We start from the raw sequence: 22,177 nt of genomic DNA on the forward strand, positions 1-22,177 counted from the left end.
TAGTTTGGTGCTTCCTGAATTTTTAATTTTTAATTTTTAATTGGAGTGAAGCAACCATGACCCCACCAATTGTTAAGCGCTATCTTATTGCTTTTGAAAAATACAAGTGGATTGGACTAGCTAGTTTTGGTTTAGTTGTTGTGGGGTCAACGGTGGTGGCTATGCAGCCAGAGCCACCTACTAACTACATAGCATCTGCCGCACTAACCTATGCGGGGCCACCGGTTTCTTTCTCAACAACTGGTAGTCAAATCCAACAGCAAGGAAAGGAACTGAATGAAGACGTTTTATTATCAAACCAGATAATTGCGACAGTGGCAGAGAAAGTAAATCTTAAACCGAAACAACTCGGTACAAGTATTGTGCTTACTTTACCTAAAAAAAATCCCAGGACTGGAGAATTTGAAACGAGTATTTTTGAACTTAAATATGTAGATAGTGACCCCAAACGAGCCATAGAAGTATTGACAGAATTGATGCAATCAATGATTAAGTTGAGCAGTGACATCAATACTGGGCGATTACAAGCAATTATTCAAAAGATTAACGATCGCTTACCGCAGGCTAAACGGGAGTTGCAAGTTGCTGAAAAGAAGTTGGAACAGTACGATCGCATTGAGCGAACAGCAATATTAGCAGCAGAGAATGGCAGTTTGTTAAGCGCTATTACTGCCAGCCAAAATCTACAACGGCAAATGCAATTAACTATTTCTGGAGTTGATGGTCAAGTTCGTAGTTTAGAAAATAAGTTAGGCTTAACAGTGGGACAAGCTTATGTTTCTTCTGCTTTGAGTGCCGATCCAATTATTGGTAACTTACGAGCGCAAATTTATCAAAGTGAGGCGCAAATTGCCGTACTCAGAAAAGATTTGCGACCAGAACACCCAACGATGATTCAGTTGCAGCGTCAGAAACAAGCGGCTGAAGAATTGCTGCGACAACGAGCATCTGAGGTATTAGGTGGTGATGGGGCGGCGGCTCCACTTCAGGGTAGCATTGCAGGTATTCGCACCCAAAGTAGCTTAGATCCTGCCCGCCAGCAATTGGCAAACCAAATGGTGTCTTTGCAAACCCAACGAGAAACACTGCAACAACAGCTAGTTCAAGAAATCCAACAAGAAGCAAGACTACGGCAAGAGTATTCTCTGATACCCAATAAACAATTAGAGCGATCGCGTTTAGAACAAGAGGTTGGACTCAAAAAAGCCATCTATGACCAAATGCAGGTGAAGCTAACCGATGCTAAAACCGCAGAGGCAGAAACTACCAGCAGCCTCAGCATTGCCAGACGGGCCACAGCCGCTCCCGACCTCAAACCCCCTAAGAGTGTACCTATTACCCTTGCTGTGGGCGGTTTCTTAGGTATGTTAATTGGTGGCGGGGTGATATTTTTACTAGGATCGCTGGAAGGCACTTTCAAAACCAGAGAGGATATCCGCGAAAGCCTCAAGCAACGGGAAGTGGCAGTGTTGGGAGAATTGCCTTTAATGCCAGTTGATGATTTGCCTCAAGAAGCAGTGCCAGTAGTACTTTCCGCAGATTCTCCTTACTTAGAATTTTATGAGAAGTTCCGCAGTAATCTGCGCCGAATTGGTGGTAAAAATTTAAAAGTGGTGTTGATTACAAGCACCAGTAGCCTAGAGGGTAAGACGGCAAGTGCTTATAACTTGGGTATAGCTTCTGCCCGGGCTGGCAAAAGAACCTTGATTATCGAAACAGATTTGCGATCGCCTTCTCGTTGTACATCTCTGAATGTAATTCCTGATCCCGAAGCCACAATTGAACCCCTACGTTATTACGCTAACTTAAGTGAATGTATCCGTTTAGTTCCTGATGTAGAAAATTTATACATTCTTCCCAGCCCTGGCCCTGTGCGGCAATCTGCTGCTATCCTTGAATCTAGTGAAATACGGCGGTTGATGGAAGATGTGCGCGAACGTTTTGATTTAGTTATCTTAGATACTAGTTCTCTCAGCATATCTAATGATCCTTTATTAATCCAACCCTACTGCGATGGAATCGTATTAGTGGCGCGACCACACTATACACAAGAAAATATGCTAGGTGAAGCGATCGATCAATTAGTGGAAGATGAAGTGGGGTTATTAGGAGCAATTATCAATGGTGCTGATATTATAGTTTCTGTACCTGAACAAGTTGTAGAATCACCAATATTTACGTCTGGGGTAGAAGAATCAGAAGGAGTTTCGGCGAGTGCCAACAAAAACTAATTGTTTCTTAATAAGGAAATTTCAATGCTTCGCCTTCCCATAGGATAGGTAGGCAGAGGAACAGGTAGAGGTTTGATAAATTCGCTATGAATTTATTTAGAAAATGCTGTATTTAGTCCTGCCTAAATAACCCAAACAGGGGAGCAAGAATTATCCCAAAAACAAAACCACCGATATGCGCCCAATAAGCAACACCACCACTTTGCACAGTCATGTGAGCAGCTGTTTGTAGGGTAGCAAGACCAGATATGACGTTCTGCACAAAGAACAGTCCAATTATAAATAGTGCTGGAATTCTTATTGTGGTGATAAAAATCCCCAAAAAAACTAAGGTCATGACTTTAGCGTGTGGAAAGCGGATAATATATGCACCCAAAACCCCAGAAATCGCGCCACTTGCTCCCAAGGAAGGAATCTCAGAATTCATGCCAATAAACCATTGGCACAAGGCAGCTAAAGCACCACATACCAAATAAAAAATCAGATATTTGGCATGACCTAATCGATCTTCGATATTGTTGCCAAAAACCCAGAGAAACAACATATTTGAGATTAAGTGCCACCAACCACCGTGTAAAAATTGTGACGTAAATAACGTTATCCACTCTCCACTCAAGTTGATGGTTAACTCTTGAGGTATTACTGCATACTGACTTAAAAACTGACTCAATTGTGCATTTGACAGACTCACCTCGTGAATAAAAACTATAATATTCATGCCAATTAACCCGTAGGTGAAATACGGGGTGATTCGCGTCGGATTTTCGTCGTAGAGGGGAAACACAGGTGTTTTTCCTAAATTATTTACTAACTGCAATATAGCTTGTCAGGCTAGCAGTTGCGAAATGTAGGCAATTTCATTTATTAAATCAATCAGTAGATTTTAGGTTAATAACGATACCATGAAAATTATCTCTACCAAGATTCTTCTTGTGATTTATCGTTAAATAAACCCAATAGTGGGCCGAGAATTGCCCCAAAGATAAACCCACCTGCATGAGCCCAGTAAGCAATACCGCCGCCTTCAATCCCGATATTAGTACGTGTCTCTAAACTAGCAAGTCCGTAGAAGGCTTGTTCGAGAAACCAGAATCCCAAAAAGAAATATGCGGGGACGCGGAAAGTTGGAAAGAAAAATCCTAAAGGGACTACGCCGAGAACTTCAGCGTTGGGAAAGCGGAGAATGTACGCTCCTAAAATGCCTGCGATCGCACCACTCGCACCCAAAGAAGGAATGCTAGAATCTTGAGCGAAGAACCATTGAGTTAATGATGCCAAAACACCACAACTTAAATAAAACAGTAAATATTTGGCATGACCTAACTTATCTTCAACGTTGTTACCAAAAATCCAGAGAAACAGCATATTACCTGCTAGGTGCAAGAAACCACCATGCAAAAATTGCGAGGTAATCAAAGTTGCCCACTCTGGTACTGGTTGATGTAGAGAGATACCACCAAAGCTTAAAGTCAGTTCTCGTGGAACTACAGCCGCAAGGTGTAGAAACCCATTTAATGCTTGCGGGGGAAGACTAGCTTCATAAAGAAAAGCGAGGACATTGGCAGCAATCAGCCCATAAGTTACATAAGGCGTGATTTTTGTCGGATTATTATCTCTAATGGGAACCACGGGAGTTTTTCCTGATTTTAAGACACAAACTCTACAATACTGAATCCTGTAAGTAGTTTCTTCTACCTCATGGATGGATTCCATCAAGATTTGTTAGCAAGATTGCAAGCGAGTGTAAAAAATACAGTTTTTAACACTTCGATTTCACTCTGCCACATTCAACTTTCTGCCTTGCCTCCTACCTGATTCAATGCCCTTTACATGAACGCATAGCCATCTTGTTAGGAGGTAGTTCTATATCACCATCTAAAACTAATGTTGAATAGTTAAACCACCATCTAAAACTAATGAATGTCCAATAACAAAATTAGCTGAATCTGAACATAACCATAATACTGCTTGAGCAATTTCTTCCGGTGTACCTAATCGTTTTATAGGATATTGATTACCGTAATTCTTTATTGTTTCCTCACTTAAAGACTCCGTTACCATAGGAGTTATAATAGTTCCTGGACAAACAGCATTAATTCTAATACCATCCTTAGCATATTGTACAGCTAGAGATTTAGTAAGTCCTAAAACTGCGTGTTTGCTAGTACAATAAAAATGAATATTATGTTGTGCTTTCTTTTCTCGATCGTTAGTTAAATTAGCAGCAATTAATCCTCTAATAGAAGCATTGTTCACAATAGCACCACCACCATTTTTAAGCATTTCAGGAATTTGATATTTCATACATAGCCAAACTCCTTTTAAATTAGTATTAATAACTTGATTCCAATTTTCTTCAGAATCATCTATATCTACTTTTAGAGATCCAGGAGTTCCAGCATTATTAAAAGCATAATCTAAACGACCAAAAGTTTTAACTGTTTGGCTAATTAAATTTTTAACTTCTGTTTCTTGGGTAATATCTGTGGGGATAAAAATACTTTGACTACCTGATTTCTCAATTAAATTAACTGTCTGCTCACCTTCTTTAATTCTCCTGCTGGCGATCGCTACTTTTGCCCCTTCCTGAGCAAAAGCTAATGCTGTTGCTTTGCCAATACCAGAATTCCCTCCTGTAATCAAAACAACTTTGTCAGTAAATTGCTTCATAATTAAATAGTTTTACTTTTATTCAGAATTTAGTCAGATAATACCCACAATCCGCAGGTGCGATGGCGTAGCTGCCTAGCATAGGCGATCGCAAAACATTATATAGCGGTATGCATTTACTATGACAAAAGTTGACTAATTTTAGGGATTGACAAGTTCTCCCCAAACCTGAAAATATTTTATTTAATGCAGAGTAGCTAACAAACCCATGTTTTTTTCAAATTCTCTGGAAAATCAACTCCAGCGATGGAACCAAACCATTCGCAATCAGCCGAAAAATCCTAATGCTTACGTTCGTCGTGGTATGGTAAATTTTCAGCTTACCAAAATTGATGAATCTATTCAAGATTTTGACATAGCAGAGCAACTAGATACTCATATTAAACCCTACCTCTGGCAACGGGGATTATCGTATTATTATGCAGAAAGATTTGCTGAAGGCGCTCAACAATTTGAAATAGATTTGACTGTAAATGCTCAAGATGTAGAAGAAACAGTATGGCGATATCTCTGCATAGCTCGTTCGTTAGGTGTTGAAGAGGCACGTAATTATTTACTAACTGTGAAAAATGACCCGCGACGCATCATGCAGCGCGTATATGATTTTTATGCGGGAAATTGTACACCAGATGATGTTTTAACTGTTGGTCAATCAGAAGGGATAAAGGGAAATTTTTACAGTCATCTTTACTTGGGATTATATTACGAAGTTGAGAATAATGTTGATTTGGCTCAGGAATATATAGTTAAAGCTGTTGATAATTACAAAATTGATGATTATATGTGGTATTTAGCGCAGGTACATAAAAATCTGCGAGGATGGCCTTGATTTGCTCAGAGGATGTTTTAAAAGTCCTATTGTAGGTATCAAAACGTTGATTGTTGTCAGTGATACTTCCCCCATCACAAACCTCGCAGCCATTATTCGGCTAGATCTGTTGCAGCAACTCTATGGAATTTTAATCTATCATCTATTCAATTTTCAGTGGCTTCAGTTTCAAATTGCACTTGTCGGTACAAATGGGCGTAGGCATAGCCCGTCGTAGACATCGCTATTTCTACACCCACCGATTCTAGTCGCAATATATCGCCCAAACTATACTCCGACAACACCCATTTTCCCTGCTCATTGCGCCGAAACACTTCCACACCCGGTTGAGCTACTTGTACTAAAACATATTCTTGCAAGGTTGGAGATTGGCGATATTTGGCAAACTTTTTCCCTCTATCGGCTGCTTCTCTTGAAGGTGATAGCACTTCGATAATTAAGCAGGGAAATTGTACCAATTGTTGATCGGTATCGCGATCGTCGCAAGTCACCACCACATCTGGATAAAAATACTTTCGCCCCGGTTCTACCTGCACCTTCACATCTACAATCTATACCTCACAGGAGCGATGGGCTAGGGCATCGTCTAGGAGCTTAAAGAAATTTGCATAAATCCGATTATGGTTGCGTGTCACACCACTTATCATCACAACTTCGCCATCCCAATACTCGTAGCGTTCCTCTTGGGTGGCTTCCCAAACTAGATATTCTTCTGCACTCATCAAAATGTTGTCGGGTAAAGCAACCATTGGCGCGATCTCTTAATGATTTACTTTTTTAGGATAGCTAAAAAAGGGTGTTATCTTGATTCCTACCTTGACCAAGCACTAACGTGCTAGCATTTTATTTCGCAGGTGTTTAATGCGATCGCACCAAAGAAAATTAGCGTATGACCTTTGAGATTGTGATCGATCAAAAAAATCATATCTTAGATTCGCGCTTTGCCTTAACTGCCCGAAGTTTTTCCCACGCGGCTTCAGTTCCAGGTTTGGGCGGTTGTGCTGCAATTCGGGCAACTAGCTCACGATTTTGCTCTTGGTAGTATTGCTGGAGTTCTTCGGCTTCTTTGAGAATTTGCTGATACTCCGCTTCTACCTCTACGCGATTAGTCTCAATGTAAGCCAAAGCAGCGTTAATTTGTTCCTCTGTTAGATCAAATAATCCTTGGATAAACTGAGGCGGATATTCAGCCGTCATATAGTCCATCACGTCGTAGAGGGTGATACGTGTGCCTGCGATCGCTAGTCCTCGCTCTGTACGAATAATGGATGACTTCTTATTTGCTCCTAGAGTCATGTCCATCCCCTCTTAGAATCTACATTTATAATATCTTGTAAACTATCTATTGACGTAATAACCTTTATATGCTTAAAAGCATAAGATTCACGTTAGCGTCCTAGCATTTTATCCCGCAGATGTTTAATGCGATCGCGCAATTTACCCGCCTCTTCAAATTCCAGTTTTTTCGCCGCCTCTTTCATCTGCGCTTCTAACAGAGTAATCAACCCTGGAATCTGTTCTAATGGCAGTTCATCTATATGTTCATCTACAACTTTCAAGTCAGTTGCATTTAACCGTCGAGATACATCTAAAAAAGCCAAAATCGCATTACTTGATTTTTTGACAATTGGTTGTGGTGTAATTCCATGCAGTCGATTATGTGCCGTTTGAATCCCACGCCGCCTGTCTGTTTCATCAATGGCTTTAATCATGCTACCTGTCATATTATCGGCATATAAAATCGCTTGTCCTTGGACGTGACGCGCGGCTCTACCAATAGTTTGAATTAAGGAACGCTCGGTTCGCAAGAAACCTTCTTTATCTGCATCCATAATTGCTACTAATGAAACTTCGGGTAAATCCAACCCTTCCCGCAGCAAATTCACACCAACCAATACATCAAATATACCATCGCGTAAATTTTGCAGAATCTCAATGCGCTCAATAGAATTAATCTCAGAATGTAAATACCTTACCCTTATACCGTGGTCTTGCAAATACTCAGTTAAATCTTCCGCCATCCGCTTAGTTAATGTGGTAATTAACACTCGTTCATGGCGATCGGCTCTATCTTTAATTTCTCCCAACAAATCATCAATTTGTCCTTCTGTGGGACGCACAGAAATTTCTGGATCGACCACCCCAGTTGGTCGAATCACTTGCTCAATTACATGGTCTTCAGAAACTTCTATTTCCCAATTTCCGGGAGTTGCGGAAACAAAAATACACTGATTCACCTTTTGCCAAAATTCCTCTGCTTTCAAAGGACGGTTATCAGCAGCGCTAGGAAGACGAAATCCATGTTCAATTAAAACTTTTTTTCTCGCTTGATCGCCGTTATACATCCCACGAATTTGTGGTACGCTAACATGAGATTCATCGATAACTAGTAGCCAATCTTTGGGAAAATAATCAATTAAACATTCTGGTGATTCTCCAGCTTGTCTTCCTGCTAAATGACGGGAATAGTTCTCAACGCCGTTGCAGTAACCTACCTCGCGCAGCATCTCCAAATCATAGCGTGTCCGTTGATCTATGCGTTGTGCTTCTAATAGTTTCCCAGCTTGTTCTAAATCTAGTTTTTGCTGTTTTAACTCGGCTGCAATGTCATTACAAGCTACTTCTAATCGTTCTTCTGGGGTGACAAAGTGACGCGCGGGATAGACATTCACCGCTTCCAAACTTTTGAGAATTTCCCCTGTCACCGGGTCAATGTAGCGAATCGCGTCAATTTCATCACCAAAGAATTCTACGCGAATAATCCGGTCTTCATAAGCTGGGCCAATTTCTAAGACATCACCTCGGACGCGAAATTTTCCCCGACCCATTTCGATGTCGTTGCGGCTATATTGAACGTTTGCCAAATCTCGTAAAATTTGGCGTTGATTTACTTCCATACCTATCTGAAGAGGGATGGCAGCTTTGAGATATTCTGCCGGCATTCCTAAACCGTAGATGCAACTGATGGAAGCAACAACAATGACATCACGGCGTTCAAACAGCGATCGCGTCGCTGAATGCCGTAACATATCTATTTCATCATTAATCGCCGCCGTTTTTTCAATATAAGTATCGGTAACGGGAATATAGGCTTCTGGCTGATAGTAATCGTAGTAGCTAACAAAGTACTCGACTGCGTTGTTGGGAAAGAAATCTCGCAACTCATTACAAAGCTGTGCAGCGAGGGTTTTGTTATGCGCCAGAACTAAAGTAGGCTTGCCAATTTTCTCAATAACTGCTGCTACCGAAAATGTCTTACCAGTTCCAGTGGCTCCTAGTAAAGTTTGGTAACGGTTGCCTGATTGGATACTAGCAGTTAGTTGTGCGATCGCTTGTGGTTGATCGCCTGTGGGACTAAAGGGAGCTTGAAGACAAAATTCTGTCATACAGTTTTGTTGAAAATACCCTATCTCATGGTGACTATTTCGCCCTGTATCTATTCTAGCTGGCTGATTAACTAAAGAAATGGTAATATTTTTTTACAAAACTTATTAATTAAAATTTACTTATGTATCAGTTTTAAAGATTCTTATATCTATATGAGGTTTTTTAAGGTTAAACTCTAATGTATATGGGAAAAAATTTCATCTTTCCTTAATTATTGTAAAATTCAATTAACAAACCAGAGGTCTTCGTTTATGACTATTAGCAACACTGGTAAAGCAACCAGTTCTCGGCAAAAGTATGCCAAGTCTACAGAGGAAGTTGAAAATCAACAAGACCAGAGCTTGAATGCAGATAAAGTCGAGGAAGGTACTGAACTGCCAGTGGGAGCTTCTGGGACTCTTGCTATTTCTGGAATTCGTCCCATAGGCGCTAGCGACTTAGAAGTTGCTGAACATCTCTCAATTGCTGGGGTGCGTCCCGTTAGCACCAGTACCTTGGAAGTAGTTGAAACCTATAACTCAATGGGTATTCGTCCAATTGGTGCTAATACATTCCAAGTTGTTGAAAGTATCAACCTCTCTGGGATTCGTCCAATTGCCTCAAGTGCATTGATAATTTCTGAAAGTTATTCAACATTTGGTAATCGTCCTATAGCATCAAATGAAGTTGACAATTCTGAAAGCCTGATGGGTTTTCTAGATTAGACAAAAAACATCCCCATAAATTTATTAACCCAGTTTCTTAGAGAAACTGGGTTTTTTAGTTAAAAAGTCAAAAGTAGAAATTACAATATTTGCACTTTTTCTATGTCTTTTAGCATAGGTAACTAAACTATTATTACTTAATTTTGGATTCAGCCAACAGCCAGAATCCTTACTATAATTAGCTTTCATAATTACGAATTACGAATTACGAATTACGAATTGCGAATTGTCTAATATGTCTTGTGGTGGAAGGCTTTAGCAAAAACTTTAAGTTACTCTGTAAAAGTAATCACAAAAAAGATTTCAAAGTTAGTATATAGCTTTGAAACAAGTTTTTTATTAAATCAGGAGAACAAAATGAGTATAGAAGATCGCGCAAAGGCAGCTGCTAAAAATGTTGAAGGTAAAGCCCAAGAAGCATTAGGCAATATCACTGGAGATCCAGAAGATAAAGCTAAAGGTAAAGCAAAGCAAGCTGAAAGCGAAGTACGTCATGGAATTGAAGACGTGAAAGACAATGTAAAGAAAAACATTGACTAACAATCCATAATTTTTTTGCAGAAACTTTAGGGATGTAAATGGGGTGGATTCCATTTTTGCAAAAAATTATGAATTGTTCAAAATTCAATGCCATAAACCTTTTTGATGTTCTAAGCAAGCATGGAAAGATAAAGGTTGAGGTGAAATTGACAAAACTCATGTAGAGACGTAATTTATTACGTCTCTACATTAAATAATCAATTTCTAAAATCAGAGGAATAATATTAATGAATTTTAATTTTATAAATACAAATAAATAATTTTAAGTTTGGAGGATGAGTAAGAGATTAGGTGGGTATTACCCACCTTTATTTTTTGCTTATCAAAATGAGCCAAATTGCGATCGCTTAATGGCAATGCCTCCGATGGGACTAACTGCCGATGCATTACCCTGAAAATTATTCAAAATATCAGAAAATTGTAGTAATATACCACAGGCATTAACTATGTTCAGCTACATCTGATTGTTAGCGCCCTTAAATTTACAATTGATGACAATATATTGTGAGCCTAACTCTTTATTTCCTCCGTCACGGACAGACAGAATGCAGTCGCAATAATTCCTTTTGCGGTTCCATAGACTCAGAACTTACCCCAGAAGGCTTGGCTATGGCAAAGGCTTTTGCTGACGCATATAGTTCTATGGATTGGACAACAATATTTTGTAGTCCAATGCGGCGAACTGTCTTGACAGCAAAACCTTTGTGTGAAGCTCTAAAGATAGAACCACAACTCAGAGATGGTTTAAAAGAAATCAACTATGGTAAGTGGGAAGGAAAAACCCCAGAAGTAATTAGTCGTGAATATCACGATGATTATATTCGTTGGTCAGCAGATCCGGCTTGGAATGCTCCAAGTGGTGGAGAAATGGCAGTTACAATTGCTTCTCGCGCCTTGCAGGTAATTGAAGAAATCAAGCAAAATTACACTAGCGGCAATGTTTTAGTTGTTTCACACAAAGCAACTATTAGAATTCTTCTGTGTAGTTTTTTGGGGATTGATGTGGGACGCTTCCGTTTTCGTTTGGGATGCCCTGTCGCTTCGCTCAGTATTGTAGAATTTTCTTCACATGGGCCATTGGTAAAGGTTTTGGCAGACCGCAGTCATTTGGATGAGCGGTTGCGAAATTTACCGGGGACGTGAGGGGAGACGCGAAAAATCTTTGTCTGTACAGGAGTTAGGAATTATTATTTTTACCTTGCTCTGCTTTGCTATCTGGTTCAGTGTATTTGCAGAAAACATTTATTCCAATTTTGATAATATATAATACGACAATTGTGGCGATCGCACCATCAATCGGTATTCCATGTGCAGCAGCAACAATCACCAGTGAACCAATGATACTATTGAGCAGAGAAGAACTACCAGGGTTATTGGTGTATTCTTTAATTTTGCCCCGTAAACCATCATCACCACAGATTTCCGCGCGAATTTCATTGAGGGTGAGTTGCAAGAGAGATTTTTTACCCTGGCTGTAATCTGTTTTGCCGACTTTCTCTTGCCAAAGTGCATCAAAACTGGCTTCTAGATTGCCGTTGTGTTGTTGCAGGGTAGTAAGCGCTTGTTGCGCTGGGGTGTCGTTTGCGAGAAGTTGCTGAAATTCTTGGATTTCGACAGGGGTTAATTGGGCATTCATATATATTTGACTTAATTATTTATTGAGTATTTGTTAGTTCCTGAATCAACTCTTCAGGTGTAATAATTCTGGGAGTAGCAACTGGAAAATCTCTAGGATTGCGAGTAATAATAGCATCTAAATGATTGAGTGCCGCAGTGCTGTATTGAATAGCGTCTTCAAAATCTCTAAAGTTAACGGTTAATGCCATGTTGATTGTGGCACTGTCTACAGTGGCGACACGGCAGAAGTTGACCAACTGCCTTAAATAAGTAAGTGTCCACTCTCGACCTCTTGCCCTACGGATAATGTAATACAAATCACTAAAAGTTGAGGCGGAAATATAACCTTCTACCTCTCCTTGCTCAACTAGTATCAACACTTGTTCGCTTGTGTCTAGGAAAGGTTCACGTTCAAGGGCATCATCTACAATGATGTTGGTGTCTAACAAGATTTTCACAGATTATGTTTCTCCTTTAAAGCTTCCCATCTGGCTTGGTCTGGGTCAAAGTCTGGTGGTGTGGGTGGGGCATTTTCAAATAAACCTTCAAATGCTTTGACTTTAGACTTTCTTCTCGGCTTTTCTGGCTGTGACTCAGTAGAAGTTTCCGAAGATGGAACTGGCTGCAAAATAATCACTTCCACCTTTCCAGGAGCAATATTCAGAGGTTCGTCAATAATTAAATGACCTGATTCATCAATTGTGGCGTTGAGCTTGTAGGCTTGCATACTTTTGCCCCTTTTTGTTTCTAGGATAGAACACTGCTGCTATCAATATTGCGATCGCACTTCCAAATGACTAGCTTGTAGTGGTCAAAACGATCGCTTTGTTAATGAAAACGATCATTTTGTTAATGAAAATGAGCATTTTGTTTATGAAAACGATCGCTTTGTTAATGAAAATGAGCATTTTGTCTATGAAAACGATCATTTTGTTAATGAAAATGAGCATTTTTGTGGCAAACGCTTATGCGATCGCTAACAACACTTAAACAAAACTTATTTGAAAAGCTGCGAGATACCCGACTTCTTCAAGAAGTCGGGTATCTGAATCAACCTGGCTCATCCCGCACTGCCCAAATTGCCTCGCGTACCTCTCCAGCGCACTCTTCACCCGTCGCCTCGCGCCAAATAACTTGAAACTGGCTTTCTCCTAACTGCTGGAGCATCCGGGCTAAATCATTGATATCTGAACCAATCCAATCTTGATTATGCTCTAAGTCAATGCCTAAAGCACGAATGTAAATTGGCAAAGCCTGAGCGTAATTTTCTTGAGCTTCTAAAACCCTTCCCCACTCACCCAATGTTGCTGAAGCCCAATACCAATCGCGGAATTCTTCATAAATCTCCCAGGTTTTTTGATAATAGTTAATTGCCACATCAAACTGCCGTTGCTCTTCGGCTACCGTGCCCAGACGGTTATATTCCCTAGCAGCACTGTACAAATCCCCAGCATCTTCATGTATCTTCAGCGCTTTGTTGTAGTAATCAACAGCCACATCAAACTGCCGTTGCTCTTCGGCTACATTGCCCAGTTGGTGATAGACACTAGCAGCACTGTACAAATCCCCAGCATCTTCATATATCTTCAGCGCCTTGTTGTAGTAATCAACAGCCACATCAAACTGCCGTTGCTCAGAAGCGACATTGCCCAGATGGAGATAGTTACCCGCAGCCGATTGCAAATCCCCAGCATCTTCAAATATCTTCAGCGCCTTGTTGTAGTAATCAACAGCCACATCAAACTGCCGTTGCTCAGAAGCGACATTGCCCAGATTCTGATACTCACCCGCAGCAGAATACAAATCCTCGGCATCTTCAAATATCTTCAGCGCTTTGTTGTAGTAATCAACAGCCACATCAAACTGCCGTTGCTCAGAAGCGACAATGCCCAGACGGTTATATTCTCTAGCAGTAGAGTACAAATTCCCGGCATCTTCAAATATCTTCAGCGCCTTGAGGTAGTAATCAATAGCCACATCAAACTGCCTCTGCTTTTCGCCTACCATACCTAGATTATGATAAACATCAGCAATTATGTTATTAACTGAGGGGTCATTTAAAGCGATTAATTCATAGAGAATTTCTTGATAAATTTTCTTTGCACCTGCCAAATTAGCATTTAGCACTGCCTCATTAGCTTCGTTAATCTGCAAATATATCCAAAAATTAACAGCACCTTTACCCTTTGCTTTTGTATCTGCCAAGTGCATACCAATTTGGTTCAGCGCCCGTTGTCGCAGTGACTTAAATTCGGGTTTACGCCCTATACGCTGATACACTTCTCCCAAGGCTTGCAGAATCGATTGTGCATAAGCCCATTCCTGTCGTTGTTCTGCAAAGCGTAAGTTTTGCAACAGATTTGGTTCTTCGACTCGCAGCACAAAAGTTGCCAGTTCTGCATTGCTGATGAGTTCTTTATCGTATTTATCCGCCAAATAAGCGTAGAAAATCAGCAACTTTTTTTCGAGTTCGTTAATCACCTCCTGGGAAGTAATTGTGTTTAACTGCTGACGCAAATACCAAGGTAGTGCAGGGTGAATCTTGTAGATAGTCTCACCCAAATATTCCAAAACACCTGCGGCGGCGGCTTCATTGAGAATTCTCATCCAATCTGGTTTTTGCAAGTTCTCCCCAAACACCGCTTGATAAGCTTGTCCATAGCTATTATCATAACTTCCTGAAAAACTATACAGCCAATGTGCATTAACCCGATCGCAAAACAGCCCCAAAAATGGTAAATGTTGGCGTGTACGTTCCGACAACTTAGCAAAGGAATAATCCAACGATACAGTAAGAGATTTTTCTCTCCCTTCTTCCTCTTGTCCCCTAAAAGTATCCAACCCCCGCCGCAGCGCCTCAATTAACTGCACGGGTGTCTGCATCTTTAAATGCGGTAACACCACCCGCAAAGACAACGGATGTCCCCCCAACAATTTCAGCAACTCCAAATACTCTGCTGGCAGGTTCTTTCTCTCCACACCCACCGTTTGCAGAATCTTCGCGGCTAACTCTTGGGCATCTGCTTGAGACAACCCCCGCAAATTGATTAAACTATACCCACAATCTAACCAAGGTTCTTCGCGGCGACTGGTAATTAATACCCAAGATTTACCACCCCGCAATTCCTTAAGAAACCGCTTCAGCTTATTTCTCTCTTCCCCACTCAATAATGGTTCATTCCCCGTAGGGAAACCGTTGACAGGTTCAAAGTTATCCCAAATCAACAAACAAGAATGAGTTTGCAGATATTCCCGCACTACAGTGTCTTGCTGTTCTGGCATCATTTGGGAAAATTTCTCACCGCCCAACGCCCTACCAATTTGGTTAATTACCTGACTCAACCCCGCACCCTGTTCAAAGGAGGTGAAAAAAGTATATTCGCGTCCTTGGGTATCATCCAACCACCGGGCGAAACCTGCGACTAACTCAGTTTTACCGACACCGCCCATTCCCTGCACCAAAACCAGATGATTTTGCCGAAATGCTCTCTCTAAACGCAAAATCTCATAATCTCGCCCAATAAAACCATAAGCGCTTTCATCGGGTAAACCTACAGCTTTGCTACTTTCTGGGGTGTTATCCGCTTGCGCCATCAAATCAGCAAAACTGGATGCCGTCTTTTTAGGAACAAAAGGCGTATAGGGTTCCTGCTGATAAAGCACCGGCACAAGCCAATCTTGTAAAGGTAAATTTCCTTTCGGACTGGGGCGCATTTTGTCAATAGACATGGACTTGCGCCCAGCTGCAACAGCTGTGGCGATACACTCTCCCCTGACTAATTCCCCATACAAGCGCCCAACAAAGTGTTCTGCACCCTTGGCGTAAACTGAATACGCCATCGCTACTACACCCTTTGCCCCCAATTTCACCAACTGTCCCGCCACAGAAGAAAAAGCTTCTTCGCCAACTTGTCCAGACTTGCAAGCATTGAGTACAAAAATCGGCACGCGACAATCTGTCAAATATTGGGCAATTTCTCTAGCGCTGACAGCTTGCTCATTTCCCTGTTCATCCTCAAAGATTAAAACTCCTTGAGTTTCGCTGTCAAAATTTCCATGTCCATCAAAATGGACGATATGGTAAAAACCTTTATTTGCCTGGAGTTCTGCTTCAAACGCCTTCAAGCTAGGGGGACGCAATACTTTCAAGTTGACTCGCTGACGTATTGGTTGCAACGCCGCCAGCAAAGGACGGGCAATAGTTTTAAAATTTACGTCTTGTTCGTCATAAGGGCGGGCAATGACTAATAAAATATTTAGTTGATCATCGGGCATTGGTGGCAATGGTGCTTTTACGCCCTGAGTGCTGAGACTGCGATACATTCCCGCTAGTGAAGGTGCAAGAAATTGATCGTCGGGGGAATACAGCAATTCCCAAGGTAAATTCAGCACGTTGGCGTTATCGGAAATGATGCCCAGTTCACATTTATCGAGTCCTTCCCGTGTGGCTTCTTGAAAAAACTCTCTTCCTTTCTCTGTGCTGCGAAATACTAGCTCAAATAAATGTTGTCCCCAGTGCTGTAATTTTTGTTCGATTTTTGCAGCGTTATCAGGAAATATACCGTAAGGAAATTTTAAATAATCTTCTAAATACCAGCGCAATTCAGCCGCGTTTTCTTCATCGAAGGGTTGTTGAAAGGACACTGCTGGGGCTAGACGAGGATTTTCATATCCGCGTTGCCAAGAAAGTTGGATTGTTTCGCTTTGATGTGTGATTCGCAACCAATTTGTTGCCATTGCTGCTGTGCTGGTTACTGGGTTATTTGATGCTAGCTTAATTTGAGGAATTCACGCAGAGGCGTTATTCCTTGAAGATCCCCCCAACCCCCCTTAAAAAGGGGGGCTTATAAGCCTCTTTTACCCCCTTTTTAAGGGGGTTGCCGTAGGCGGGGGGATCTTATTGCAGAGACACTTAGAGGCAGATTGAGTTTGAATTCAGTACAGATACAGGGATAATATACTCAAATTATCAGCGAATTATTTTATGCTGCCAGTTATTGAGACTATTCCTTTACGTCAAATGGCTTCGGGCGATCGCCTATACTTACAACTATACAAATTTATCGGCGCTCAACCTGGTAAAAAGGTTTACATTCAATCTAATCTGCACGGTGCAGAAATTGCTGGTAATGCCGTAATTCACCAGCTAATTGAGTTTTTATTAACAATAAATGATACAGATTTGGCTGGAGAAATTTGGCTAGTTCCCGTTTGTAATCCAATGGGGACAAATGAACGCGCTCATCATTTTTCACCTGGACGATATTGCCTTTACGAAGCCAAAAACTGGAATCGGATATTTTGGGACTATGAGAAAGAAGCTGATAATTTAATAGTTTTTACTAAATCTCAACTTAATATTGATCCAAAGGTCGTTCGACAAAATTATCTAACTATAATTCAGCAACAATTTGCAAAAATATTAGGAAAAATTAATTCTCCTAGTGGTGTACCCTACACAGAGCTTTTTGGCTATAAACTGCAAAATATAAGTTTAGATGCAGATTACCTAATTGATTTACATACTTCTACAAACCAAGCTTTAGATTACCTTTATTACTTCCGAAATCGAGACGACAGTGCAAAATACTTCGGGTTTGATTTTGGAATATTGCTTGATAAATATGATGGTGATGCTTTTGATGAAGCTTTTATCAAACCTTGGTTAGCACTGGAAGCTTGTTTTAAAGAGTTGGGTAGAGATATCAAGTTTGATGTGGAAGCTTGGACACTAGAATTAGGGTCAGGAATGCAAATGAACCCTGATTCAGTGGCTAAAGGTTTACGGGGTGTGAAAAACTATTTAGTGCAGAAAGGTGTATTACAAGTTTCTAATTTATCAGATGACACAAAAACCCATGAGATGACTTTTACATCTAGCAGCAAGCGGAAAAAATATTATGCGATCGCCGGTGGGATGATTCAATCCCGAATTGAATTAGGTAGTTCAGTAAAAGCTGGAGATAAGCTGTATGAAATTTTCAGTTTTAACAAAGAAGGTAAGTTACCAAGTGTAATTCATGTCTGCGCTCAACAAGATGGATTAGTTTATGATGTCGCAACGAATCAGGCTGTGAATGAAGGCGAGTTTGTATTGGGAATTGTGAGTTAGGAGATAGTAAATATATTTAGCGATTAGAAGCTTACCTGCTTTAGTCGAAGGCTTAAGCTGATTTTGAGGCTTGTTTCTTTTGTACTTCACTTACCTGAAAAACTCTGTATTTTAGCAGTTTTAGTCTAAACGCCAATTTCAAGACGAAGCTATTTGATAGACATTGATTAATAATAGGTATAAAATTTAGACATAAGGAAAAATTTGGTACTTAAATATAGTCAAGGCTAAAGGCAATGAATACAGGAAATACTGGCTTTACAGCAACCATTATAACTACTGCTATAACTACTGCCTTTGCTGTTGTAGCTGGAATAGTTAATCACATTATGTCTGGCAATAGAGACAGAGAAAATCAGCAGACAAGTGCATCATTAAAATATACTGGACAGCAGCTAGAAGAACTATATGGTCCACTTGCTTTTCTGATTTGGGAAGGTAGACGTACCTATACAGATTTAGCAGAAAAATTAATAGAAATGCGTGGTAAAAAGCATATTTTTGATTCTTTGAAAGTAGGTGAAAAAAATGCTCATATAATTTTTCCTTTACGAGATGAAGAAGAAATTAAACTCTGGATTTTTTGGATAGAAAAAGATGCTTTTCCTCGCCATGAAAAAATTAAAGAGCTTTTGATGGCAAAAACACACTTAATTAAAGGTGAAATAATGCCAGACAGTTATCTAGATTTCTTGGATTACCATAATTCCTGGAAAATAGAACATCTGCGGTGGCAAGAACAGCAAATTGAATATTCGTGGAAATCCAAATTTAGCTTCCCATTCAAATTTGAAAATGACATTATTGAAACTTTTACATATCTTAAGGGTCAACAAGCAAACTTTTTAAAACTTAACAGGACTTACACAAAAATCGCCAACAAAGCGTAATTCATCATTCGCATAGCGTGCCGGAGGCTAGGCTGTTGACTTTGGGTGTTTTGAGTCAATTTCAGAGAAAATTATTTATGCTACTTTTCTTTGTTGCAAAGCGGCTGGAACAGCCGCTTTGCAACAAAAACAGGCGACACATTTTTTGCATGAAGTCTTATAGGGTAAAGGGTTCAGAGTCAACACCCTAGCCGGAGGCATACCGCCATGATGCCAAGAACGCCAACCGCAGCGTCTTGCAGATAATAATTCGTAGAATGTGCGTAAATCATACATAATTTAAATTAAATATTGGATTGATTGAACATGATACCAGGAGAAATAATTACACCTGTTGGTGTAATTGAATTAAATGTTGGTCGTCAAACTGTAAAATTGCAAGTTTCAAATACAGGCGATCGCCCCATACAAATCGGTTCCCACTATCACTTTTATGAAGTGAACACCGCCTTAAACTTTGACAGAGAACAAGCGCGAGGAATGCGCCTCGATATCCCCGCAGGAACCGCAGTTAGATTTGAACCAGGGGATGAAAAAGAAGTCGTATTAGTTATTTTAGTTGGTACTCGCCAAGTCTACGGCTTCAACGCCAAAATTAACGGTTCTCTATAGATATGAAAATGGAATGGTACAATGAACCGCCTGTTTGGGAAGTAAAAGATGAAGCGATCGCTATCACTTCTGGCGGAAAAACGGATTTTTGGCGGGAAACTCACTACGGTTTTATTAGAGATAATGGCCACTTTTTTTATCAAAAGATTCAAGGTGACTTTATTGCAGAAGTTAAAGTCAGTGGACAGTATCAGGATTTATACGATCAAGCAGGCTTGATGATACGTTCAGATGAATTGAATTGGTTAAAATGTGGTATTGAATTTGTCAACGGCGTACAACAAATTAGCGCAGTAGTGACACGCAATTTCTCAGATTGGTCTGTTATTCCAGTACTCCAAAATCCATCTACAATTTGGGTACGTGTAACTCGACGCGGCACAGCAATAGAAGTTGAATACTCTTTAAATGGAACTGAGTACACAATGCTGCGGCTTGCTTATTTGACTCCAGTGGAAACATTAAGTGTCGGTGTGATGTGTGCCTCACCTGAAGGAAATGGTTTTCAGATGAGGTTTGAAAAATTCCAAATTCGCAGTTTGTGAGGAGTAGTTATGAGTTACAGAATGGATCGCCGCGCCTACGCCGAAACCTACGGCCCAACAGTAGGCGATCGCATCCGACTTGCAGACACAGAATTATTTATTGAAGTTGAACAAGATTTCACCACCTACGGCGATGAAGTGAAGTTTGGCGGCGGTAAAGTTATCCGCGATGGGATGGGACAATCCCCCATTTCTAACGCCGATGGTGCTGTAGATTTAGTCATTACTAATGCCTTAATTCTCGATTGGTGGGGTATTGTCAAAGCGGATATCGGCATTAAAGATGGCAAGATTTTTAAAATTGGTAAAGCCGGAAATCCTTATATTCAGGACAATGTAGATATTATTATCGGCCCCGGAACCGAAGCCTTAGCTGGTGAAGGAATGATTCTCACTGCTGGCGGTATTGATGCCCATATTCATTTTATTTGCCCCCAACAGATTGAAGTGGCGATCGCTTCCGGGATTACCACCATGATTGGCGGCGGTACTGGCCCCGCTACAGGTACAAATGCCACTACCTGCACCCCCGGCCCTTGGAATATTTACCGAATGTTGCAAGCTGCTGATGCTTTCCCTGTCAACTTAGGATTTTTGGGTAAAGGTAACGCCAGTCAACCACAAGGACTTGTAGAACAAGTAGCCGCCGGTGCAATGGGGTTAAAACTTCATGAAGACTGGGGAACCACACCCGCAGCAATTGATACTTGCCTCAGTGTTGCCGATATTTATGATGTGCAGGTAGCGATTCATACTGATACCCTAAATGAAGCCGGATTTGTGGAAGATACGATCGCAGCTTTTAAGAATCGTGTCATCCACACTTACCATACTGAAGGCGCAGGCGGCGGACACGCACCAGATATCATCAAAGTTTGCGGACAAGCTAACGTTTTACCATCTTCCACCAATCCCACCCGCCCTTACACTCTCAACACCTTAGACGAACACCTGGATATGTTGATGGTATGTCATCACCTCGATCCTGCGATCGCTGAAGATGTTGCTTTTGCTGAATCTCGCATCCGCAGAGAAACTATTGCCGCCGAAGATATTTTGCACGACTTAGGCGCATTTAGCATGATTTCTTCCGACTCCCAGGCAATGGGCAGGGTAGGCGAAGTTATAATTCGCACCTGGCAGACATCTCACAAAATGAAGGTGCAACGGGGAACTCTTAACCCACAAGGAGTAGAGCAAAAAGCGGATAACTTTAGGGCAAAAAGATACGTTGCTAAGTATACAATTAACCCGGCGATCGCTCACGGAATTGCTCAATATGTGGGTTCAGTGGAAGAGGGAAAATTAGCAGATTTATGTTTGTGGCGATCGGCATTTTTTGGAGTGAAACCAGAGATAGTAATTAAAGGCGGAATGATTGCATGGTCGCAAATGGGCGATGCCAACGCCAGTATTCCCACACCGCAACCAGTGTATATGCGACCGATGTTTGGTAGTTTTGCTGGGGCGCGTCATGCCACATCATTAACTTTTGTTTCGCAAGCAGCTTTAGAGAAGGGAATTCCTAGTCAGCTAGGTTTACAAAAGTCAGCAGTTGCAGTTTCTGGGACACGCCAATTGAGTAAGCGGGATATGAAGCTGAATGATGCACTACCCCACATAGAAGTAGATCCAGAAACATATCAAGTCAGGGCAGATGGTGAGTTGCTGATTTGTGAACCTGCGACAGTTTTACCAATGGCACAGAGGTACTTTTTGTTTTAATTCATCACAAATCAATCTGCTGAAATTATAAGTTACCAAGAAGAGATTCTCGAAACTCCTAAAGACGTGATTTGTATAAGTGCCAAACTCACTTATCCAGTTTGTTAGGATAAAAGTTTCTAATGTTAAATTAGAAAATATTTGTGTTATTTTCTGTTTTTAATTTACTTATTGGTAATAGCAAGTTATGCTCAATCTGTTTGGCGATATATGCCTCTACAGTTTTTTGTTTAAAAAAATAGTCTTTCTGTTCAAAGGTAATAAAAGCAATTTTACTGAGTAAATCTTCTTTACAGTACAAAGATAAATTTTTAT

21 protein-coding genes and 1 pseudogene are annotated in these 22,177 nt (G+C 40.7%); 11 read left to right on the top strand and 11 right to left on the bottom strand.

The window, feature by feature from the left end; all coding sequences use genetic code 11:
• Positions 1 to 56 precede the first annotated feature (56 nt).
• Complete coding sequence (locus V7K38_RS12590) at positions 57 to 2,231, top strand: GumC family protein (RefSeq protein ID WP_334858189.1); 2,175 nt, start codon at positions 57 to 59, stop codon at positions 2,229 to 2,231.
• Between the two features lie 112 nt (positions 2,232 to 2,343).
• Here V7K38_RS12590 and V7K38_RS12595 read toward each other — a convergent pair whose 3' ends face one another.
• The 3 genes from V7K38_RS12595 to V7K38_RS12605 all read right to left on the bottom strand — a co-directional run bounded on the left by V7K38_RS12595 (position 2,344) and on the right by V7K38_RS12605 (position 4,901).
• A complete protein-coding gene (locus V7K38_RS12595; protein ID WP_334858352.1) occupies positions 2,344 to 3,015 on the bottom strand; it encodes a rhomboid family intramembrane serine protease in 672 nt (223 codons plus the stop codon).
• Between the two features lie 131 nt (positions 3,016 to 3,146).
• Complete coding sequence (locus V7K38_RS12600) at positions 3,147 to 3,860, bottom strand: rhomboid family intramembrane serine protease (protein ID WP_334858190.1); 714 nt, start codon at positions 3,858 to 3,860, stop codon at positions 3,147 to 3,149.
• 252 nt (positions 3,861 to 4,112) lie between these two features.
• Positions 4,113 to 4,901 (bottom strand): SDR family oxidoreductase, encoded by a 789-nt coding sequence (locus tag V7K38_RS12605; protein WP_334858194.1) that lies wholly within the window; start codon positions 4,899 to 4,901, stop codon positions 4,113 to 4,115.
• 208 nt (positions 4,902 to 5,109) lie between these two features.
• Here V7K38_RS12605 and V7K38_RS12610 point away from each other — a divergent pair, with 208 nt between their 5' ends.
• Positions 5,110 to 5,730: a tetratricopeptide repeat protein gene (locus tag V7K38_RS12610; protein WP_334858197.1), complete on the top strand. Its 621-nt coding sequence runs from the start codon at positions 5,110 to 5,112 to the stop codon at positions 5,728 to 5,730.
• 146 nt (positions 5,731 to 5,876) lie between these two features.
• Here V7K38_RS12610 and V7K38_RS12615 read toward each other — a convergent pair.
• The 3 genes and pseudogenes from V7K38_RS12615 to uvrB all read right to left on the bottom strand — a co-directional run bounded on the left by V7K38_RS12615 (position 5,877) and on the right by uvrB (position 9,116).
• Positions 5,877 to 6,479 (bottom strand): annotated as a pseudogene (locus V7K38_RS12615) (Uma2 family endonuclease).
• A gap of 172 nt (positions 6,480 to 6,651) precedes the next feature.
• Complete coding sequence (locus tag V7K38_RS12620; RefSeq protein WP_334858198.1) at positions 6,652 to 7,026, bottom strand: DUF433 domain-containing protein; 375 nt, start codon at positions 7,024 to 7,026, stop codon at positions 6,652 to 6,654.
• Between the two features lie 92 nt (positions 7,027 to 7,118).
• Positions 7,119 to 9,116, bottom strand: a complete 1,998-nt coding sequence (gene uvrB / locus V7K38_RS12625; protein ID WP_334858199.1) for an excinuclease ABC subunit UvrB — start codon at positions 9,114 to 9,116, stop codon at positions 7,119 to 7,121.
• A 252-nt stretch (positions 9,117 to 9,368) separates the two neighbouring features.
• Between uvrB and V7K38_RS12630 the strand changes: the two genes are divergently transcribed.
• The 3 genes from V7K38_RS12630 (at position 9,369) to V7K38_RS12640 (ending at position 11,504) form a co-directional block, all read left to right on the top strand.
• On the top strand, positions 9,369 to 9,821 hold the full coding sequence (locus tag V7K38_RS12630) for a hypothetical protein (RefSeq protein WP_334858201.1): 453 nt from the start codon (positions 9,369 to 9,371) through the stop codon (positions 9,819 to 9,821).
• Positions 9,822 to 10,178: 357 nt separating this feature from the next.
• Positions 10,179 to 10,361: a CsbD family protein gene (locus tag V7K38_RS12635; RefSeq protein ID WP_069070399.1), complete on the top strand. Its 183-nt coding sequence runs from the start codon at positions 10,179 to 10,181 to the stop codon at positions 10,359 to 10,361.
• Between the two features lie 504 nt (positions 10,362 to 10,865).
• Positions 10,866 to 11,504, top strand: coding sequence for a histidine phosphatase family protein (locus tag V7K38_RS12640; RefSeq protein WP_334858202.1), 639 nt, complete (start codon positions 10,866 to 10,868; stop codon positions 11,502 to 11,504).
• Between the two features lie 34 nt (positions 11,505 to 11,538).
• Here V7K38_RS12640 and V7K38_RS12645 read toward each other — a convergent pair whose 3' ends face one another.
• Genes V7K38_RS12645 through V7K38_RS12655 form a run of 3 tightly spaced genes read right to left on the bottom strand, consistent with a single transcriptional unit; the run spans position 11,539 to position 12,705 of the window.
• Positions 11,539 to 11,997 (bottom strand): hypothetical protein, encoded by a 459-nt coding sequence (locus V7K38_RS12645; protein ID WP_334858203.1) that lies wholly within the window; start codon positions 11,995 to 11,997, stop codon positions 11,539 to 11,541.
• A gap of 19 nt (positions 11,998 to 12,016) precedes the next feature.
• Entirely contained in the window at positions 12,017 to 12,436 is a 420-nt protein-coding gene (locus V7K38_RS12650; protein ID WP_334858204.1) for a type II toxin-antitoxin system VapC family toxin, read from the bottom strand.
• Positions 12,433 to 12,705 carry a hypothetical protein gene (locus tag V7K38_RS12655; protein WP_334858206.1) on the bottom strand — a complete coding sequence of 91 codons (273 nt, stop codon included), beginning with the start codon at positions 12,703 to 12,705 and terminating at the stop codon, positions 12,433 to 12,435. The genes V7K38_RS12650 and V7K38_RS12655 overlap by 4 nt, the downstream gene beginning before the upstream one ends.
• A gap of 131 nt (positions 12,706 to 12,836) precedes the next feature.
• On the opposite strand from V7K38_RS12655, the gene V7K38_RS12660 reads away from it, so the two are divergent.
• Positions 12,837 to 12,968 (top strand): hypothetical protein, encoded by a 132-nt coding sequence (locus V7K38_RS12660; protein ID WP_334858207.1) that lies wholly within the window; start codon positions 12,837 to 12,839, stop codon positions 12,966 to 12,968.
• A 60-nt stretch (positions 12,969 to 13,028) separates the two neighbouring features.
• Here V7K38_RS12660 and V7K38_RS12665 read toward each other — a convergent pair whose 3' ends face one another.
• A complete protein-coding gene (locus V7K38_RS12665; protein WP_334858209.1) occupies positions 13,029 to 16,715 on the bottom strand; it encodes a tetratricopeptide repeat protein in 3,687 nt (1,228 codons plus the stop codon).
• A 247-nt stretch (positions 16,716 to 16,962) separates the two neighbouring features.
• On the opposite strand from V7K38_RS12665, the gene V7K38_RS12670 reads away from it, so the two are divergent.
• Together V7K38_RS12670 and V7K38_RS12675 are read left to right on the top strand one after the other, a co-directional pair.
• The gene (locus V7K38_RS12670) at positions 16,963 to 18,090 is read left to right on the top strand and encodes a succinylglutamate desuccinylase/aspartoacylase domain-containing protein (RefSeq protein WP_334858211.1); all 1,128 of its coding nucleotides are present in this window, start codon (positions 16,963 to 16,965) and stop codon (positions 18,088 to 18,090) included.
• A gap of 236 nt (positions 18,091 to 18,326) precedes the next feature.
• The gene (locus V7K38_RS12675) at positions 18,327 to 18,980 is read left to right on the top strand and encodes a hypothetical protein (protein WP_334858213.1); all 654 of its coding nucleotides are present in this window, start codon (positions 18,327 to 18,329) and stop codon (positions 18,978 to 18,980) included.
• Positions 18,981 to 19,055: 75 nt separating this feature from the next.
• Here V7K38_RS12675 and V7K38_RS12680 read toward each other — a convergent pair whose 3' ends face one another.
• Positions 19,056 to 19,256 carry a hypothetical protein gene (locus tag V7K38_RS12680; protein WP_334858215.1) on the bottom strand — a complete coding sequence of 67 codons (201 nt, stop codon included), beginning with the start codon at positions 19,254 to 19,256 and terminating at the stop codon, positions 19,056 to 19,058.
• A gap of 30 nt (positions 19,257 to 19,286) precedes the next feature.
• Here V7K38_RS12680 and V7K38_RS12685 point away from each other — a divergent pair, with 30 nt between their 5' ends.
• From V7K38_RS12685 to ureC, 3 genes are read left to right on the top strand one after another with little or no spacing between them, the layout of a single operon-like run.
• Positions 19,287 to 19,592 (top strand): urease subunit beta, encoded by a 306-nt coding sequence (locus V7K38_RS12685; RefSeq protein WP_334858216.1) that lies wholly within the window; start codon positions 19,287 to 19,289, stop codon positions 19,590 to 19,592.
• A gap of 8 nt (positions 19,593 to 19,600) precedes the next feature.
• The gene (locus tag V7K38_RS12690) at positions 19,601 to 20,137 is read left to right on the top strand and encodes a DUF1349 domain-containing protein (protein WP_334858218.1); all 537 of its coding nucleotides are present in this window, start codon (positions 19,601 to 19,603) and stop codon (positions 20,135 to 20,137) included.
• A gap of 9 nt (positions 20,138 to 20,146) precedes the next feature.
• A complete protein-coding gene (gene ureC, locus V7K38_RS12695; RefSeq protein ID WP_334858219.1) occupies positions 20,147 to 21,862 on the top strand; it encodes an urease subunit alpha in 1,716 nt (571 codons plus the stop codon).
• The last annotated feature ends 315 nt before the right edge of the window (positions 21,863 to 22,177 follow it).

The sequence above is a fragment of the Nostoc sp. genome (genome assembly GCF_036917465.1).
GTDB lineage: Bacteria > Cyanobacteriota > Cyanobacteriia > Cyanobacteriales > Nostocaceae > Nostoc.

Coding starts and splice junctions, on each gene's coding strand:
- ureC (WP_334858219.1), top strand. CDS start 20,147: ATGAGTTACAGAATGGATCGCCGCGCCTACGCCGAAACCTACGGCCCA.
- V7K38_RS12685 (WP_334858216.1), top strand. CDS start 19,287: ATGATACCAGGAGAAATAATTACACCTGTTGGTGTAATTGAATTAAAT.
- V7K38_RS12630 (WP_334858201.1), top strand. CDS start 9,369: ATGACTATTAGCAACACTGGTAAAGCAACCAGTTCTCGGCAAAAGTAT.
- V7K38_RS12665 (WP_334858209.1), bottom strand. CDS start 16,715: ATGGCAACAAATTGGTTGCGAATCACACATCAAAGCGAAACAATCCAA.
- V7K38_RS12690 (WP_334858218.1), top strand. CDS start 19,601: ATGGAATGGTACAATGAACCGCCTGTTTGGGAAGTAAAAGATGAAGCG.
- V7K38_RS12610 (WP_334858197.1), top strand. CDS start 5,110: ATGTTTTTTTCAAATTCTCTGGAAAATCAACTCCAGCGATGGAACCAA.
- V7K38_RS12675 (WP_334858213.1), top strand. CDS start 18,327: ATGAATACAGGAAATACTGGCTTTACAGCAACCATTATAACTACTGCT.
- V7K38_RS12680 (WP_334858215.1), bottom strand. CDS start 19,256: ATGTATGATTTACGCACATTCTACGAATTATTATCTGCAAGACGCTGC.
- V7K38_RS12660 (WP_334858207.1), top strand. CDS start 12,837: ATGAGCATTTTGTTTATGAAAACGATCGCTTTGTTAATGAAAATGAGC.
- V7K38_RS12635 (WP_069070399.1), top strand. CDS start 10,179: ATGAGTATAGAAGATCGCGCAAAGGCAGCTGCTAAAAATGTTGAAGGT.
- V7K38_RS12590 (WP_334858189.1), top strand. CDS start 57: ATGACCCCACCAATTGTTAAGCGCTATCTTATTGCTTTTGAAAAATAC.
- V7K38_RS12655 (WP_334858206.1), bottom strand. CDS start 12,705: ATGCAAGCCTACAAGCTCAACGCCACAATTGATGAATCAGGTCATTTA.
- uvrB (WP_334858199.1), bottom strand. CDS start 9,116: ATGACAGAATTTTGTCTTCAAGCTCCCTTTAGTCCCACAGGCGATCAA.
- V7K38_RS12645 (WP_334858203.1), bottom strand. CDS start 11,997: ATGAATGCCCAATTAACCCCTGTCGAAATCCAAGAATTTCAGCAACTT.
- V7K38_RS12605 (WP_334858194.1), bottom strand. CDS start 4,901: ATGAAGCAATTTACTGACAAAGTTGTTTTGATTACAGGAGGGAATTCT.
- V7K38_RS12670 (WP_334858211.1), top strand. CDS start 16,963: ATGCTGCCAGTTATTGAGACTATTCCTTTACGTCAAATGGCTTCGGGC.
- V7K38_RS12620 (WP_334858198.1), bottom strand. CDS start 7,026: ATGACTCTAGGAGCAAATAAGAAGTCATCCATTATTCGTACAGAGCGA.